The 16,222-nt window shown below is 66.6% G+C and carries 9 protein-coding genes; 3 read left to right on the forward strand and 6 right to left on the reverse strand.

Features of this window, described 5'->3' with window-relative positions:
• Positions 1-18: 18 nt before the first annotated feature.
• Entirely contained in the window at positions 19-2,076 is a 2,058-nt protein-coding gene (locus LJ754_RS00915) for an acyltransferase family protein (RefSeq protein WP_227924968.1), read from the reverse strand.
• Positions 2,077-2,530: 454 nt separating this feature from the next.
• Between LJ754_RS00915 and LJ754_RS00920 the strand changes: the two genes are divergently transcribed.
• On the forward strand, positions 2,531-4,711 hold the full coding sequence (locus LJ754_RS00920; RefSeq protein WP_227924969.1) for an FtsK/SpoIIIE domain-containing protein: 2,181 nt from the start codon (positions 2,531-2,533) through the stop codon (positions 4,709-4,711).
• Between the two features lie 273 nt (positions 4,712-4,984).
• Complete coding sequence (locus LJ754_RS00925) at positions 4,985-6,391, forward strand: hypothetical protein (protein ID WP_227924970.1); 1,407 nt, start codon at positions 4,985-4,987, stop codon at positions 6,389-6,391.
• Positions 6,392-6,406: 15 nt separating this feature from the next.
• Here the strand turns inward: LJ754_RS00925 and LJ754_RS00930 are convergent, their stop codons facing one another.
• Positions 6,407-6,823: a hypothetical protein gene (locus tag LJ754_RS00930; protein ID WP_227924971.1), complete on the reverse strand. Its 417-nt coding sequence runs from the start codon at positions 6,821-6,823 to the stop codon at positions 6,407-6,409.
• Positions 6,824-7,151: 328 nt separating this feature from the next.
• On the opposite strand from LJ754_RS00930, the gene LJ754_RS00935 reads away from it, so the two are divergent.
• Positions 7,152-7,400, forward strand: a complete 249-nt coding sequence (locus tag LJ754_RS00935; protein ID WP_055239553.1) for a WhiB family transcriptional regulator — start codon at positions 7,152-7,154, stop codon at positions 7,398-7,400.
• A gap of 102 nt (positions 7,401-7,502) precedes the next feature.
• Here the strand turns inward: LJ754_RS00935 and LJ754_RS00940 are convergent, their stop codons facing one another.
• The 4 genes from LJ754_RS00940 to LJ754_RS00955 form a co-directional block, all read right to left on the reverse strand.
• Positions 7,503-8,984 (reverse strand): sensor histidine kinase, encoded by a 1,482-nt coding sequence (locus LJ754_RS00940; protein WP_227924972.1) that lies wholly within the window; start codon positions 8,982-8,984, stop codon positions 7,503-7,505.
• A gap of 12 nt (positions 8,985-8,996) precedes the next feature.
• On the reverse strand, positions 8,997-13,838 hold the full coding sequence (locus tag LJ754_RS00945) for an NAD-glutamate dehydrogenase (protein ID WP_227924973.1): 4,842 nt from the start codon (positions 13,836-13,838) through the stop codon (positions 8,997-8,999).
• A gap of 83 nt (positions 13,839-13,921) precedes the next feature.
• Positions 13,922-15,232 (reverse strand): AAA family ATPase, encoded by a 1,311-nt coding sequence (locus LJ754_RS00950; RefSeq protein ID WP_227924974.1) that lies wholly within the window; start codon positions 15,230-15,232, stop codon positions 13,922-13,924.
• On the reverse strand, positions 15,229-15,951 hold the full coding sequence (locus tag LJ754_RS00955; protein ID WP_227913706.1) for a hypothetical protein: 723 nt from the start codon (positions 15,949-15,951) through the stop codon (positions 15,229-15,231). Before LJ754_RS00955 ends, LJ754_RS00950 begins: the two co-directional genes overlap by 4 nt.
• Positions 15,952-16,222: the final 271 nt, after the last annotated feature.

Consider the following 16,222-nt stretch of genomic DNA (forward strand, 5'->3'; position numbering starts at 1 on the left):
CATTTTCGGCGAGCCCGGTCACCATCCGAGGGAGTCAAGCAGCCGCTGTCCGACCTGCGGCGCCATTGACTCCGCGTAGGTCCGAGTGAGGTGGTTATTGTCGATATACACCCTCACATTTCCGATGACGGCAGGACACGTCCCGGCAGGGCACAACAAGTCGTCAAGGTCCATCAGGGTCAATCCCTCGACTGCCTCTCCCATGGTCTCCAGGACGTATGTCCCCACGTTCCGCACCGTCTCGTAGGCCGGATTGCATTCCGGCGCATCATTTCCGAACTGCTCCGGGCACTGGCCCATGTCGAAGCTAAACCGCGGGTTGTCCCGGATTCCCACCAGGTTAGTCCCCTGCGCCAGGACATCCCCGGCCGCCTCGGCGAATCCCTCCGGGAAGACCTCGTACGGCGGCCCGTCCAAGGCATAGGTCGCAGTGGTGACCACCGCGTCCGGTTTCAGCTCCGAAATGTACTCTAATGCGGCTTCGTTGCGGTCATTGCATCCGTCGGCATATTCCGAAAGGAAGCCCTGGAATGGGCATCCTCCCTGGATCAGGGCAATCAATGCCCAGTTGCGTTCCTCGGCGACCGGTTGCAGCGCTGCAAGCCATTGCCGCACATGGCTGTTGCCGACGGCAACAATGACCTTCTCCGGATTCTCCGGGGCGACTACCTCTGAGCAGTTGTAGCCCTCGAGTGCCTCGGCATCCGGGGCCAACTGTCCCGAGCACCGGCTTTCAAGGGGGGCGAATTCGCGCCAGACGTTCTCCGGGGTCGGCAGCAGCGGGGCGTCGGGGTCGCCCTCGAAGGTGTAATACGGTTCCAGCGCCGCGGCTCCGGGGTTGTTGCGGTCCGCGTTCGCCAGCAGGTTCTCGGACTGCACGCGCAGCGACGTCTGCCAGGAGAGGACCGGTACTGCTACGAGTGCCGCGCAGGCGGCCACGACAACGACGCCGTTCAGCGGCCGCCGCTGCGCCCAGTCCATCCTGCGCAGGGGACGTTCGATCAACCGGGTTGTCAGATAGGCGAGGACCAGCGAGACTGCGATGACCGCTGCCCCGGAGAGCGGTCCGGCGGAGTCGCGCCCCCGGCTGATCAGGTAGATGACCAGCACCGGCCAGTGCCACAGATAGAGGGCATAGGACATATTGCCCATCCGGACCAGGGGCCCCCATGAGAGCAACCTGTCGGCTCCGAAACGGCTGCCCGTCTGCCCCGCCACGATGATCAGGGCCGCGGCTGCCAACGGCCACAGCGCCACGAATCCGGGGAACTGTCCCTGCACGTCCAGGATGAACCCGCCCGAAAGGATCGCCGCCAGGCCGATCCAACCGGCGGCGACTCTGAGTCCCTTGCCCGGTTTCAGGTAGGGCAGTGCAAGGGCCAGCAAGGTGCCGAAGGCAAACTCCCACAAGCGCGCCCGCGTATCGAAGTACGCGAAGGACTGGTTGGTGTAAGTCTCGATAACGGAGAACGTCAGCGAGACGGCGAAAACACACCCGAAGACCATCAGCACAACGGTTCGGAACCGCAGTTTCACTGAGCGCGCGATCAGCACGCAGAGCGCAAAGAGCAGGGGCCAGAGGATAAAGACCTGGCCCTGGACCGACAGCGACCAGAAATGCTGGAACGGGCTCGCGCTGCTGTTGTCGGCGTAATAGTCGACCGAGTCCGCGGCCAGGGCCCAGTTCTGCACGTACAGGAGCGACGTCCACGCCTGTGCAAGGATCTCCGTCCAGCGGTATCTGGGGACAAAAAGGGCCGTGGCTGCAAGGGTGCCCACCAAAACTACGGCGGCGGCGGGCAGCAGCCGTTTGAAAACGTGGAGCCAGTAGGACCCCAGCCGTATCCCGGCTCCCGATTCGGCCTTCCGGATAAAGGACAGGGACAGCAGGAATGCGGAGATCAGCAGGAAGACGTCCACCCCGCCGGACACGCGGTTGAACCAGATGTGGTAGACCGCGACCATGAGTACCGCCAACGCGCGCAGGCCTTGGATATCGGGCCGGTAGGCGCGTTTTTCCGGTCCGCTGGCCGCATCAGCGGGAGCGGAACCGAGAGCAGTATGTAAGCGAGTCAATCTTGCCTTTCAGGATGGTCTTCCTCAGCAGTTTACTGCGGGCCGGAACCCGTCCTCCCCAGGCCGCATACCTGCTGCGCCTTTCCCCGCCCCTTTTTGCCCGTAGTGCCGCGCGGAACAAACGCCTGCAATCCTGCTGGCAGATTGCAGGAAAGGAGGAGCCTTGCTGCTTCATGTCACACTAGCCGCCGTTCCGGGGGCGGAGATAAACCTCCAACCGGACCGCTGCATTTCCAGGGAAATAGTAATAGAGGTCACGGATGGACTAGGCGGCAACGCTGTTGCCGCTGTGCTGGTGAAACGGTATGGGCCCGGAACCTTCAGGATTGCCGGTGTCCTCCTCCAGGATCTGGTGCCGGGCCGCTCCCCTTTCGCTAACGGCGCCGTCATCATCTGGTCCCCGCCTCTGCCCAGCGGGGCAGTGTCTCCGGGCAAAGCGCACCCGCCGCAAGTGATGGACGCTCCCCTCTTGCTGGTTGTCTGCAGCGGTCCGGATTCAGGTTCCGTTACGGCGCTGCACCGGGGTTCCTATGAGGTCGGCCGGCGGTCCCGATCCGGAACGGGCACCGCCGTTAACACGGCGCCTCGGATCGCCATCGCGGATCCGGCGCTTTCGCGCAAGCACGCCCTTCTCGTTGTCGGAACGGACTCGGTGGAGGTCCGCGACCAAGGCTCAGCCAACGGCACCTGGGTCGACGGCAGGCCGGTGAATGCGGCCGTGGTGGACACCGGTTCCACCCTGCGGTTCGGTTACAGTTCATGCCGGCTGGCGGTGCCCTCTGCCGCTCCGGACCCGGAGTCAGCACGCACTGATCCTTTCGAGCCGCAAACCGTGCACCTGTCCGAGCAGGGGCAGAAAGGCGGCCTACTGCTCGTCGGAGCACTGCTGCCGCTCATTCTGGGAGTGGTCCTGGCCCTGGCCACCGGGATGTGGATGTTCCTGGCGTTCAGCGGACTCTCGGCCGTAACCGCACTGCTTGGTGCAGCTGGCGCGCGCCGGCGGCGCAGGGAACAGACCAGGGCCATAGACGAGGCTGCCGGAGAGGACGCCCGGGGACGCCGCTTGGCGGCCCCGGACCCGGGAACCACCGCACTGGCCGCCGTACTTGGGACTGTTGAGGGTTCCTTCGGCAGACCTTCAGCTCCGGTTACGTCTGCTGCGCCGCCCGGCCTGGCGCTCCACCAGGCGGACGATGCCGGGCCCTGCTACCCGGTCCGCATTGGAACGGCTCCTCAGCCCGCCAACCTGGTGCCGGTCCCGCCCAGCTCCCGCTTTGTTGCTCCGGTACTCCCCGACGCGCCCGTAATCCTCCGGCTCGGCAGGGACCGGGATATCTGCCTGCGGGGACCGGATGCCGGGGCACTATGCCGGACGATACTGCTGCAGGCCGCTTCTGCCGAGGCATCCGGATCCACCCTGCACATCGTGTGTGCAGGCAGCAGTGCAGACTGGGAACCGGCCGCGCGCTTCCTCCCCGGCGTCACGTTCGCGGCACTGCCGGAAGCCTCGGCTGCCCGGGCTGCCTCTGCCGGCGCCAGGATAGCCGCCTTGCATAAGGATGCCGGGTTTGGGGCCGGAACGGTGCTTGCCCTCTGCCTGACTGGCGGCTGGTCGCAGCACGCCGGGGATCTGTTGGCCGCCCTGCCCGATACCCTCCGCGAACATACAAGTGTCGTCCGGCTCGGCGGAGGTCCGGCAGCGGTCACCGTCTCCATGTCTTCCCTCCGCGGCATCTATGCCGACGGCACCAACACCCTGGAATTCATACCGGACCTGATCCGCCCGGAAACCTTCGAACGGCTCAGCCGGGCGCTGGCCGCGTCCCGGGCTGCCGGTTGCGGCGCCGGTCCGGCTCCTTCCGCCGCTGTCGCCCGGGTGCCGGAGCTGGCGGCTTTTGGTATGCACCACCCCTCCGAACCCGACGACATCCTGCGCAGTTGGAAGCTCGGGACAGCCGGCTCCGCGGCAGTTGTCGGTATGGCTGCGGACGGCCCCGTCACTTTGGATCTGCAGAAGGACGGCCCCCATTTCCTGGTGGGGGGCACCACAGGCTCGGGCAAATCAGAGTTCCTGCGCAGCTTCATTGCGGCACTGGCGGCCGGACACCCGCCAGACGCCGTCACCTTCCTGCTGATCGATTTCAAGGGCGGCTCGGGCCTGGAACCGCTGGGCGGCCTGCCGCACACTGTGGGCCTGCTGACGGATTTGTCCGCCGGGGATGTGGCCAGGGCGCTTATGTCTTTGCGGGCGGAAGTACGGCGCCGCGAAGCCCTTTTTGCCGAAGCCGGAGCCGACAGCATGGCCGCCTACAATCTCCGTCCGGGGGCTGCCGGGCCTCTTCCCCGCCTGCTGGTGGTGGTTGACGAGTTCCGGATGCTGGCTGACGAGGTACCGGCAGCCCTGCCGGAGTTGATGCGCATTGCAGCCATCGGGCGGTCCCTCGGCCTGCACCTGCTGCTGGCAACCCAGCGGCCGCAGGGAGCACTGACCAGCGACATCCGGGCAAACATTGCCACCACCATTGCCTTGCGGGTCTCGTCCGCCGCAGAATCCCGGGACATTCTCGGTTCCGACTGTGCTGCCGCCATCCCGGCTGCCCTGCCCGGCCGGGCGTTTGTCGCCAAGGGCGGCTGACAGCCGCTGGCCTTCCAGTCCCTTTCCACCGCCCAGCGCCCCGGCACCGGCAGCGTTGCCGTGACGGATCTGGCGGCGTATCTCCTCGCCCAGCAGGAGGGGGCACGGGAGCAGGCCGCTCCGTCGCCGAATGCACTGCGAATATACTGCGCCGCGGTTTGCCAAGCCGCGGAGCGGGGAGCATACCCGTCGCCGTTCCGCCCGGTGCTGCAGCCGCTCCCCCGTGCCCTCTCCCGGGAACGGCTCAATGCGCACACAGCCGCGGCATCGGCTGTGACCGGTTTAGTTGGCATCGGCGCGGCTGAACCGGCGGTGCCCGGCAATTCCCCCGCCGGGACAGTCCTGCTCGGACTGCTGGACGACCCTGAAAACCAGAATCAACGGGAACTGTCCTGGCATCCGGGCACCGACTCCCATCTGGCGGTACTCGGTTCGCCGCGGGCCGGAACATCCGACTGCCTGCAACTGGTCACCTCCGGACTGGTGGCGGCCCAACCAGGCCGGCACCTGTATATCCTCGACGCTGACGGCAGCCTCGCCTGGTTGGCAGGTGCCGGGCAGACAGGCGCTTATGTGGGCCCGCAGGACACGAAACGCGCAGCACGCGTGCTCGCCTTTTTGGCCGGTGAAGCAGTGGCGCGGATGGCTTCGGCCGGAGGCGCCACCGCCGGCGGAAGCCACACTTCCCGGGCAGCCGAGATTACCCTCGTAGTTTCCGGATGGGCACGCTGGTGCACAGCCTTCCGTTCGGGGCGGGGCCTGGCGGGCGAAGATGACCTGGCGGACCTCGTCCGGGACGGAGAACGGGCGGGTATATGCGTAGTCATCGCCGGTGAGCGGGAACTGCTCAATTCCCGGTTTTTCCCGCTCATCCCCAACCGGTTGTTTTTTCCCGCAGATGCAAGCGCAGAGACGCTGCTGCTGTGGCCGCGGCTTCCGGCCATGGACCGCATCACCGGCCGCGCCCTGGTCCAGGGACGGATCGGAACGGCGGAAGGCCTTGCCGCGCAGCTCCTCGGACAGGAGCCGCACTCCGGGCTGCCCGGGTTGCCTGACGGGGTCCCTCCCCCGCACCGGATAGAGCCCCTGCCCGCGATCGTTGCGCCGGATCGCCTGACAGCGGAGCCCGGCACCGATTCCGTGGCAGTGGGTCTATGCGGAGATGAGCTGGGCACGGCCGCGGCGCAGGTCCCCCGGGGGTCGGTTTTCCTAGTGGCCGGCCCGCCCGGGTCCGGGCGCACATCTTTCCTGCGCCAGATGCAGCGGGCGGCACATCCGTCACTGGATGTTTTTTCCGGAAACAGTGCCGCGGACTTCCAGGAAAATCTCGACGCGTTCCTGGCGGCGCCCGGAACCGGCCTGGTCCACCGCCTGCTGCTGCTGGTCGATGACGCTGATCTGCTGCCGGCTCCGGTCCACCGCAGGCTTGCCGAGCTGCAGTCACAGGGCGCGCGGGTCGTGCTGGCAGCCGCATCCGGACCGCAGCTGACGGCCCGGGTTCCACTGGCCCTGCAGGTCCGTTCGGCACCGCGGGGAGCACTCCTGTGTCCCGCGTCGCCCGTGGACGGGGATATCTTCGGCATCCGGATTGATACCGCGCTTAGGCGCCCTCCGGGCAGATGCTTCCTAGTGGAAGGAACACAGTCCGTGGAAGCCCAGACGGCCTATCGGGACGAATGAGGACCTTGACAGGGTTCAGAAGGTTTTGGCGCCGTCGGTCAGCCGGCTTGTGTGGGCAAGCACGGGCTTGGTGAAAAGCAGCACCAGCACGGCCGCGGCCGGCAGGAGCATCGCCAGGCCGGCGAGGACCAGTCCCGCCTGAAGCGTGGGAACGGCGATGATGACCACAAAGAGCTGCCAGACCACCGCTGCCGAACGGGTCCACCTGTATCCGCGAAAAAAGAAATGGCCCACGGCGAGCAGCCACACCGCAAGTGCTACAGCGAAGACCAGGGTGAAGACAGCCCCACCCATGGACAGCGGCGTTGACGTGGCAAGCTCATAGCCGTACCAGCCGGCGAAGGCGAGGAGGCAAACCGCTTCCAGGACAAGAACGGCAGAGATGACCAGGACGGCCGGGGTGCGCTTTGGCGCATTTGGGGGTGTTGACACATAGGCAGAATACCGGAGACAGGCGCAGCCAGTGCTCCCCTGCCGGTTGGTGGCGGACCGTGCAGCCCGCAGGACGCCGCAGCACCATGGGCGCCGGAGGGACCGCACCGTCCCGGCAGTACCCCGGTACAAAACACCCGTACTGTGATGCATCCCTCAGCACTGTGGCCATAATTTACGCTGCTTACCCCTTGTTTGCTTTGGCCTGACGTGCCACGCTAGATACAGGGAAATCAGGGGCCGAGACCGGCCCCTTTAGTTTGTAGTTGCTCGTGAATGTTTTCACAAACACGTAGGAGTCAACTCTTCAGAGGAGATAGTGATCAACATGGATTGGCGGAGCCGCGCAGCTTGCCTGGATAAAGATCCGGAGCTTTTCTTTCCCGTGGGCAACACAGGCCCGGCTCTTCTTCAAATCGAAGAAGCCAAGAGTGTATGCCGGCGGTGCCCGGTCATCGATACGTGCCTGCAGTGGGCCATCGAAACAGGCCAGGACGCAGGTGTCTGGGGCGGCATGAGCGAAGACGAGCGCCGCGCACTGAAGCGCCGCGCCGCCCGCGCACGCCGGGCCTCATAGCAGGACTTTCCGGAACGCCGGGTACGTCAAAGGGCCGTTGCCTCGCAGCAACGGCCCTTTTGCGTACCCGGTGTCTTTGCTGCCGGGTCCGGCTGGAACTGCTCAGGTGCGCCGGTACTCGGTATCCAGCCCCATTTCGATGGTGACCTGGGTGCCGCTGTTTTTGCCGGCGGACCACTCGATGGTCCCGTCGAGTTCGCTCTGGACCAGGGTCCGGACAATCTGCAGCCCCAGACCCTCCCTCCGCGGTCCCGGCGGCAGGCCCACGCCGTCGTCGGACACAGTGACGGTGAGCCTTTCCTCGCGCCCCGCCGGGCCGTGGCGACGGGCAGACAGGCCCACGGTTCCGCGGCGGCCTGCCAGTCCGTGCTCGACGGCGTTGGTCACCAGTTCGTTAATCACCAGGGCCAGCGGCGTAGCGAGATCGCTGGGCAGTTCACCGAATGATCCTTCCCGGCGGGTGCGCACTTCCTGCGTAGGGGAAGCCACCTCGGCGGACATCCGGAACTGGCGGTCGATCAGCTCGTCAAAGTCCACGTTTTGCGTCAGTCCCTGGGACAGTGTCTCGTGCACCAGGGCGATGGTGGAGACGCGGCGCATGGCCTGGGCCAGCCCCTGCTTGCCTTCCTCACTCTCCATCCGGCGGGACTGCATCCGCAGCAAGGCGGCCACGGTCTGCAGGTTGTTCTTCACCCGGTGGTGAATTTCGCGGATGGTGGCGTCCTTGGAAACCAGTTCCATCTCCCGCCGGCGCAGCTCCGAAACATCCCGGCACAGCACCAGGGCACCGAAGCGTTCCTTTTCGTCCCGCAGCGGAATGGCCCGCAGGGACAGGCTGACGCCCCGGGACTCGATCTCGGTGCGCCACGGCATCCGGCCCGTGACTACCAGCGGCAGCGTTTCGTCCACCATGCGCCGGTCCTTGAGCAGGGCCGTAGTGATTTCGGCCAGGGAACGGCCTTCCAGCGTTTCCATGTCCCCCAACCGGCGGAACGCGGACACACCGTTGGGGCTGGCATACTGCACAATCCCCTCGGCATCCAGCCGGATCAGGCCGTCGCCTACCCGCGGAGCTCCCCGGCGCGATCCGGTGGGCGTGGCGAAGTCCGGCCACAGCCCCAGGGTTCCCATCCGCAGCAGGTCATAGGCACACTGCCGGTACGTCAGCTCCAGCCGGGAGGGCATCCGCGAGCTGGACAGATCCATGTGTGAGGTCACCACTGCCAGGGTCCGTCCGTTCCGTACAAACGGGATGGCTTCCACACGCATGGCCGTCTCGGCGGTCCAGCTCGTTTCACTGGACCGCTCGATGTGCTGGCTGCGCCATGCTGTGTCCACCAGCGGCTGCAGGTCGGCCCGGATGCGCTCCCCCACGAAGTCGCTGTGGAACACGGTGTGCGACGTCGAGGGGCGGGCATGGGCCAGGGCCACGTACCCGCCCTCGGGCACCGGGAACCACAGCGCCAGGTCGGCGAAGGCGAGGTCTGCCACCATCTGCCAGTCCCCCACCAGCAGGTGGAGCCATTCGGCGTCCCCCGGACCGAAGTCGGCGTGGTCCTTTATCGGGTCGGTAAAGATTGCCACGTGTACTCCGGACTAGCGGCGGACGATGGAACGCAGCAGGCGCAGCGCCACGGACAGTGAGGCCATGTCGTCCTGCTCCAGGCGGTTCACCTCGTTGAACATCTTCGTGGCACGCTGCAGGTGGTCTGCGTTTTCCTCTTCCCAGGTTTCCATGCGCTGTACCGGATCGGCCGCGTCGAGCTCAGGCGTTGCTTCCAGGGCAGCCGTGGTCATGTCCGCGACAGTCGAGTAGAGGTCGTCACGCAGGGCAGCGCGGGCCAGGGCCTGCCACCGGTCATCCCGGGGCAGCTTGGTGATCCGCTCGAGCAGGTCATCGATGCCGTAGCGGTCATAGACCGCGTAATACACGGCTGCCACGTCTGCCGCGGGTTCCCCGGCAGTCCGGCTGACGCGGGCGACGTCGAGGAGCCCGAAGGATTCGAACTGCTCGGCCCAGTAGCTGCCCAAGGCAGCGGGAACGTCCAGCTCCCGGGCCTTGTCCTCCAGCTCCTGCACCCGCGCTGCGTCGCCGCCGCGCAGATAGCGGGTCAGATCCGACAGCAGCGGCCGCACCACCGGCTTGTACGCCTCGATGTCCTCGGCAATGGTGGTGCCCCGGCTCACATGGTTCACGAACCAGCGCACCGCGCGGTCCAGGAGCCGGCGCAGGTCCAGGTGCATCATGGACCAGGTCTGGGTGGAGAACCCGGCCGGCAGGGCGCCGAGTTCCGCAAGGACGCTGTCCACGCCGTAAATCTCCCGCAGCGCGGTGAAGGCGCGTGCTGCTTCGGCTTCGGTCGCGGACGTTTCCTCGATGATCCGGAAGGCGAAGGTGATGCCGCCTATGTTGATCATGTCATTGGCGACCATGGTGGAGATGATCTCGCGGCGCAGCGGGTGGGTGTCCAGCTGGTCGCCGAAACGCTCCACGATCTGCTTCGGGAAGTACCGGCGCAGGGTGCCCGCAAAGTAGGGGTCGTCGGCCAGGTTGGAGCGTGTGAGTGCCTTGGTCAGTTCGATCTTGGCGTAGGCAGCCAGCACAGCCAGTTCCGGCGAGGTCAGTCCCTCGCCGGCGGCGATGCGCGCATGCAGTTCCTCGTTGGTGGGCAGTGCCTCCAGTTGCCGGTCGAGGTCTGCGTGCTCTTCGAGCCAGTCCATCAGCCGCTCAAAGCTCGGGCTCCATTCCAGGACCCGCTGCCGGTCATTGAGCAGCAGCATGTTCTGGTCGATGTTGTCCTGCAGGACCAGCTGTCCCACCTCGTCGGTCATGGAGTGCAGGAACGCAGCGCGTTCCGCCGGGTCCAGCCGTCCGGCTGCGACCATCCGGTCGACGAAGATCTTGATGTTCACTTCGTGGTCGGAGCAGTCGACGCCGGCGGAGTTGTCGATGGCGTCGGTGTTAAGGATGACGCCGGCGCGGGCGGCTTCTATGCGGCCGCGCTGGGTCATGCCCAGGTTGCCGCCTTCGCCCACCACCTTGACCCGCAGGTCCCGTCCGTCCACGCGGATCGGATCATTGGCTTTGTCGCCGACGTCGGCCGAGGTTTCGCCGGAGGCCTTCACATAGGTACCGATACCGCCGTTGTAGAGCAGGTCTACGGGTGCCTTCAGGATGGCCTTCAGGAGTTCCGGCGGGCTCATCTTGGTTACCGAATCGGCGAGCCCAAGCACCGCGCGGACCTCGGGCGAGAGCGGGATGCTCTTGGACTGCCGCGGGAAGATCCCGCCGCCGGCACTGATCAGCGTCTCGTCGTAGTCCGCCCAGGAGGAACGGGGCAGTTCGAAGAGCCGGCGGCGTTCGGCGTGCGATGCGGCCGGGTCCGGGTTGGGGTCCAGGAAAATGTGCCGGTGGTCGAACGCGGCAACGAGCTTGATGTGTTCGGACAGCAGCATGCCGTTGCCGAACACGTCACCGCTCATGTCGCCCACGCCCACCACCGTGAAGTCCTCGGTTTGGGTGTCGATGTCCAGTTCGCTGAAGTGCCGCTTGACCGATTCCCAGGCCCCGCGGGCGGTGATGCCCATGGCCTTGTGGTCGTATCCGACCGAGCCGCCGGAGGCGAAGGCGTCGCCCAGCCAGAAACCGTACTCCGCCGAGATGGAGTTGGCGATGTCGGAGAACGACGCCGTGCCCTTGTCGGCAGCGACCACAAGGTAGCTGTCGTCCCCGTCGTGGCGGACCACGCGGGACGGTGGAACCACTTCCTCGCCGGTTTCCGTGACCACGAGGTTGTCGGTCAGGTCCAGCAGGCCGCGGATGAAGGTGCGGTAGCTGTTTTTGCCTTCTTCCATCCACGCTCCGCGGTCCACGGCGGGATCAGGCAGCTTCTTGGCGTAAAAACCGCCCTTGGCGCCGGTGGGCACGATCACGGCATTCTTGACGGTCTGCGCCTTCACCAGGCCAAGGATTTCAGTGCGGAAGTCCTCGCGCCGGTCAGACCAGCGCAGTCCGCCGCGGGCCACTTCACCGAAGCGCAGGTGCACGCCTTCAACCCGCGGGGAGTAAACCCAGATTTCATACTTCGGGCGCGGGAACGGCGCACCGTCAATGGCGCCGGTGTTCAGCTTGAAACTGACGTATGCCTTGTCCTGGTAGAAGTTCGTGCGCAGGGTGGCGTTGATCAGGGTGGCGAAGGTCCGCAGCACCCGGTCGGCGTCGAGCGTGGGAACCTGCTCAAGGCCGGCCTCCAGTGCAGCGCCTGCCTGCTCGACGGCGGCACGGCGCTCTTCTTCGGTCAGGTCCGGGTTGAAGCGGCCTTCGAACAGCGCGATCAGGGTGTGTGCGACGTCGGGATTCGCCAGGAGCGTGCCGGCAACGAAACCGTAGGAGTTGGCGGTGCCGACCTGGCGCATGTACTTGGCGTACGCACGCAGGATCACCACCTGGCGCCAGTGCATGCCCTGCTGCAGGATCAGCCGGTCAAAGGCGTCGGACTCGGCGGTGCCCGACATGCCGGCACGGAAGGCTTCGGCCAGCAGCGTACCGGTCTTCAGCGGGTCGATGCCCGCCGGGTACACCAGGCCCAGGTCATACAGGTAGAAGGTGGTCCCGTCGCCGCGCCGGATCTCGAACGGCCGCTCGTCCAGGACTTCGAGGCCGAGATTGTGCAGGAACGGCAGGATCTGGGTCAGCGACTTCGGCTCGGTGAGGTACAGCTTCAGCCGGGCGTCCGCCTGTCCCTCGCCGTCCCTGTCCTCGGGAACATAGACGAAGAGCTCCGGGGCCGTATCGGGCCGGGCAACGCGTGCCTCGAACCGGGCAATGTCCTCCATGGCGTCTTCGACTTCGTACGCCACCCGGTAGGCGGCAGGGAAGGCATCTGCCCAAAGGGCGGAAAGCTTTTCCGCCTCGGGCCGCGCGAATTTGGTGCGGACCACTTCTTCGATGCCCTCGGACCAGGACCGGGTGGCCGTGACCAGCCGTGCCTCAAGTGCCGCGGTATCGACGTCGGTGATCTCCCCGCCGCGCGGGAGCCGGATGCGGAAGAACAGCCGGGCCAGCGCGGACTCGGTCATCCGAGCCTCGTAGTCGATGGACTCGGCGTTGAAGGTGGCACGCAGCTCGTCCTGGATGCGGAGCCGGACCGGCGTCGTGTACCGGTCGCGCGGCAGGAACACCAGTGCGGACATAAACCGGCCGTAGATGTCCGGGCGCAGGAACAGCCGCGTGCGGCGCCGTTCCTGCAGCCGCAGGATGGCCAGGGAGGTATCCAGCAGCGTGGCCGGATCGATCTGGAACAATTCGTCGCGCGGGTAGGTCTCCAGGATGGAGAGCAGGTCCTTGCCCGAGTGGGAGTCTGCGGGGAATCCGCAGCTGCGCATCACGTCGCGGACCTTGTCACGGACAATGGGGATGCTGCGGACGGAACCAGTGTAGGCACCGGTGGCGAACAAACCGATGAAGCGGCGCTCACCGTTGACGTTGCCCTTCTCGTCAAAGCGCTTCACGCCCAAGTAGTCCAGGTAAGCCGGGCGGTGCACGGTGGAGCGCGAATTGGCCTTGGTGATCACCAGGGCACGTTTCTCGCGGGCTTTGGCCCGGCCCGCCCCGGTCAGCCGGTGGATCCGGCGGGAGGAGGACTGCCGGCCCAGCAGGCCCAGGCCGCTGCCCTCGGTGGGCCGGAGTGCGTCTTCGCCGTCTTCGGTGATCAGGTCATATTCCCGGTAACCCAGGAAGGTGAAGTTGCCGTTGTCCAGCCAGGTCAGCAGTTCCCGGGCCTGCTGCAGGTCGGGAATATCGCGGGCGCCCGGAATGGTCTCCAGTGAGCGGGCAATCTCGTGCACCTTGGTCCGCATGGCGGGCCAGTCGGACACCGCTACGCGGACGTCGTCCAGGACCTTCCGAAGGCCCTCAACCAGCTGGGTCCGCTTTTCTTCATCGGCAATCCGGGCCACCTCGACGGCGATCCAGGACTCCACCCGGGTGGTGCCGCCGTCCCCGCCCAGCAGGTCGGCCAGGTTGGGGAGGGCTGCGGTGTCCCCGCTGGACACGCCGGCGGCAGCAGGTACGCGCCGCACCTGCTGCAGTCCGCCGGTGACCGCATCGCGGGTGGCCAGGAAAATGGGGTGGACCACCAGCCGGATGGCGGCGTTGCGGCGGACCACTTCCGCCGTGACGGAGTCAACGAGGAAGGGCATGTCGTCCGTGACGATGAGGATGACGCTGGTATCCCCCTGGTCCACGACGTCCACTGCAGCGGTTCCCTCCGCCCGGGTCAGGGCCAGCTCCATGTGCTTTTGGGCCCGCTCCCGCAGTACCGACGGCGGGTACGCCTGGGCATCTTCACGCGCCAGATGCTCGTAGTAGTTCCCGATGAACTCATCCAGGGAAGTGTCCGAACTTAAAAGATCCGCGATGCTGGATCCTGACGACATGTAATACGCCTCCGATAGTACTTACGTCCGGCTGCCCCGTTGCAGCCTCCTCGTATTGAGCCTAGCTCTGAATGGGTGAAAGGTCACTTTGCGCTCCTGCCGCGCCGCCGGGGCCGCCGCCGGGAAGCCTGCACACCCGCCAGCTCTGCAACAGCAGCCCGCAGCGCCGATGCCGGAGCGGTTTCCAGCAGGGCTGTCCCGGACAGCAGGGCGGCGTCGGCGGCGTCGTAATCCGCCGGCAGGAACGCAATGATCTCCTGCCCGGGGCCGAACCGTTCCCAGGCCCCCTGAAGCTGGTTTTCCGGGTTCCTGCCCACGGCGGAGGCGCGGACTTTGTTGAGCACAATCTGCGGCCGGGCAGCGGGAACGGCGGCGGCCAAGTCCGACAGCGCCCGGACCAGGCGGGGCACGCCCACCGAATCGGCCGCGCCGACCGCGTAGAGGGTGTCCGCCGCTTCGAGCACCAGCAGCGTTGCGGCGTTGCGCCGCGGCGCCATGGTGTCGAAGCTCAGTTCCTCATCACTTTCCAGTGAGAATCCACAGTCGATAATGATCTCGTCCACCATCCTGCGTGCGGCGGCCAGGACACCTGCGAGCGCTGCCGGGCGCAGCTCAATCCAGCGGTCGGCCCGGGTAACGCCGGTCAGCACCGGCAAGCGGTGCCCCCGCAGGGAGACGTCCGCGCAGATCCGGGCAAGGGCAGCATCATCCAGCATGCCCTGGTCCGCGAGCCGGCAGGCCTGCGCAAGGCCGGCAGACTCATCCAAAAGCCCCAGGCTAACCGCCACGCTGGACCCGTAGGTGTCGGCGTCGACCAGCAGCACGCTCCGCCCCGCCGCTGCGGCTTCCGCGGCCAGGTTCACCGCCAGCGTGGTGCGTCCCGGTGCGCCCGTGGGGCCCCAGACAGCGGTGACGGTGCCGGAACGGACGTCCGGCTCCTCTGCTGCCGGTGCACCGCCGTCGGGTGCCTCAATCCCGGTGCCGAAGGAGGCCGCCGGGTCGGCAAGGGCAATGCCGGCCGCCAGGCCGCGCCCCGCACCGGAGTGTTCCAGCGCCTGCACCGCCGTCGAGATCAGTCCGGCCAGCGTTTCGGCCTGCACAGTGCCGGGCGCGTTGGTGATGCCCATGGCCTCCAGCCGCTGGCGGAGGAGGAAATCGTCAGCGAGCGCGACCAGGGCCACGCCCGCTGCCCCCAGCCATTCCGCGAGGGCAGCAGTCAGTTCTGCGGTGTCGCCCGCGACGACGGCAGCACGGACGATACCGGTCTGCGAGAGCGCTACCAGTTCTGTCAGTTCCGCGCACCGGCGCACCACCGTCACCGGTCCCTGCAGGCGTTCCAGCCCGTCCAGGACACCGGCGGTGGCGGCCCCGACGGTGGCTACGGGGATGTTCACTTGCCCGCGGCAGGATTGGACACCACGGTGACCTTTGCCTGGTTGGAGAGCGCGCTGAGCAGCAGGGGCAGGTCCGAGTCATCCACCAGCACCAGCAGTTCAGTACTGCGGTTGGCCCCCAGCGCTGACTCGGTAACCGTCAGCTCCGATATTTCCGCCGCTTCAATCAACCGCTCCGGTTCCTCAAAGCCGTTCTGCGCGTTGGGCATGGAAGCCCAGATATCCACCCGCGAACCGGTTTCCGTACTGGCCGGCAACGGGTCCTCCACGCGCAGGCCAACCGGTTTGCGGTCCAGCGTGGCCGGTTCAGCCAGAGCCGACAGGGCCACCAGCTCACCTTCGCGGAGGACTGTTCCCGCCACCACGTCAGGGGGTACTCCTTCGGAAACGGTCAGGTATCGCTTTTCCGCTCCGCCCAGCCGGACCGGTACGGCCACGAGGTCCTCGCCGCGGACCGGGCTGCCGGGGGCTATGTCGTGCCGGACGGCGTACACCTGCGTGGTCCTGTCCGCGCTATCGACCAGGGCGACCACGCCGGCCACGGATCCCAGCACCAGGAGCACGCCCAGCAAGAGCCTGGGGTCGCGCCAAGAGGGTTTCCGCAGCCGGGCTGCGGCCGGCGCGGGACGGATGGTGCGGCCGGCGGCGGGACGGTACGCCGTTCTCAGGCCAGTCTCCGTGCCCGCACTGCTGCCGCCCTCGCCCAACCTCTGGCTCATGCTCCCCCGATTCCCCTTGCCCTTCCGGGCAGTCCCGATAGCCCCCGCCGGTGATGCTCTTTACCCCTGCGGACCATGCTCTTTACCCCGCCGGTGATGCTCTTTACCCCTGCGGACCATGCTCTTTACCCGCCCGGGCCCTGCTGGAGCCATTGTGGGGTACCTGCACCCGGATTGAAACGGTGGTCCCGGCGGGAAGCGGTATCTGTGGATAACCACGGAGCCGGTTTTCGCTGATGCCAGACTGGTGCTGCTGATGTACAACGGGTGG

It is taken from the genome of Arthrobacter sp. zg-Y40, assembly GCF_020731535.1.
Taxonomy (GTDB): Bacteria; Actinomycetota; Actinomycetes; order Actinomycetales; family Micrococcaceae; genus Arthrobacter_B.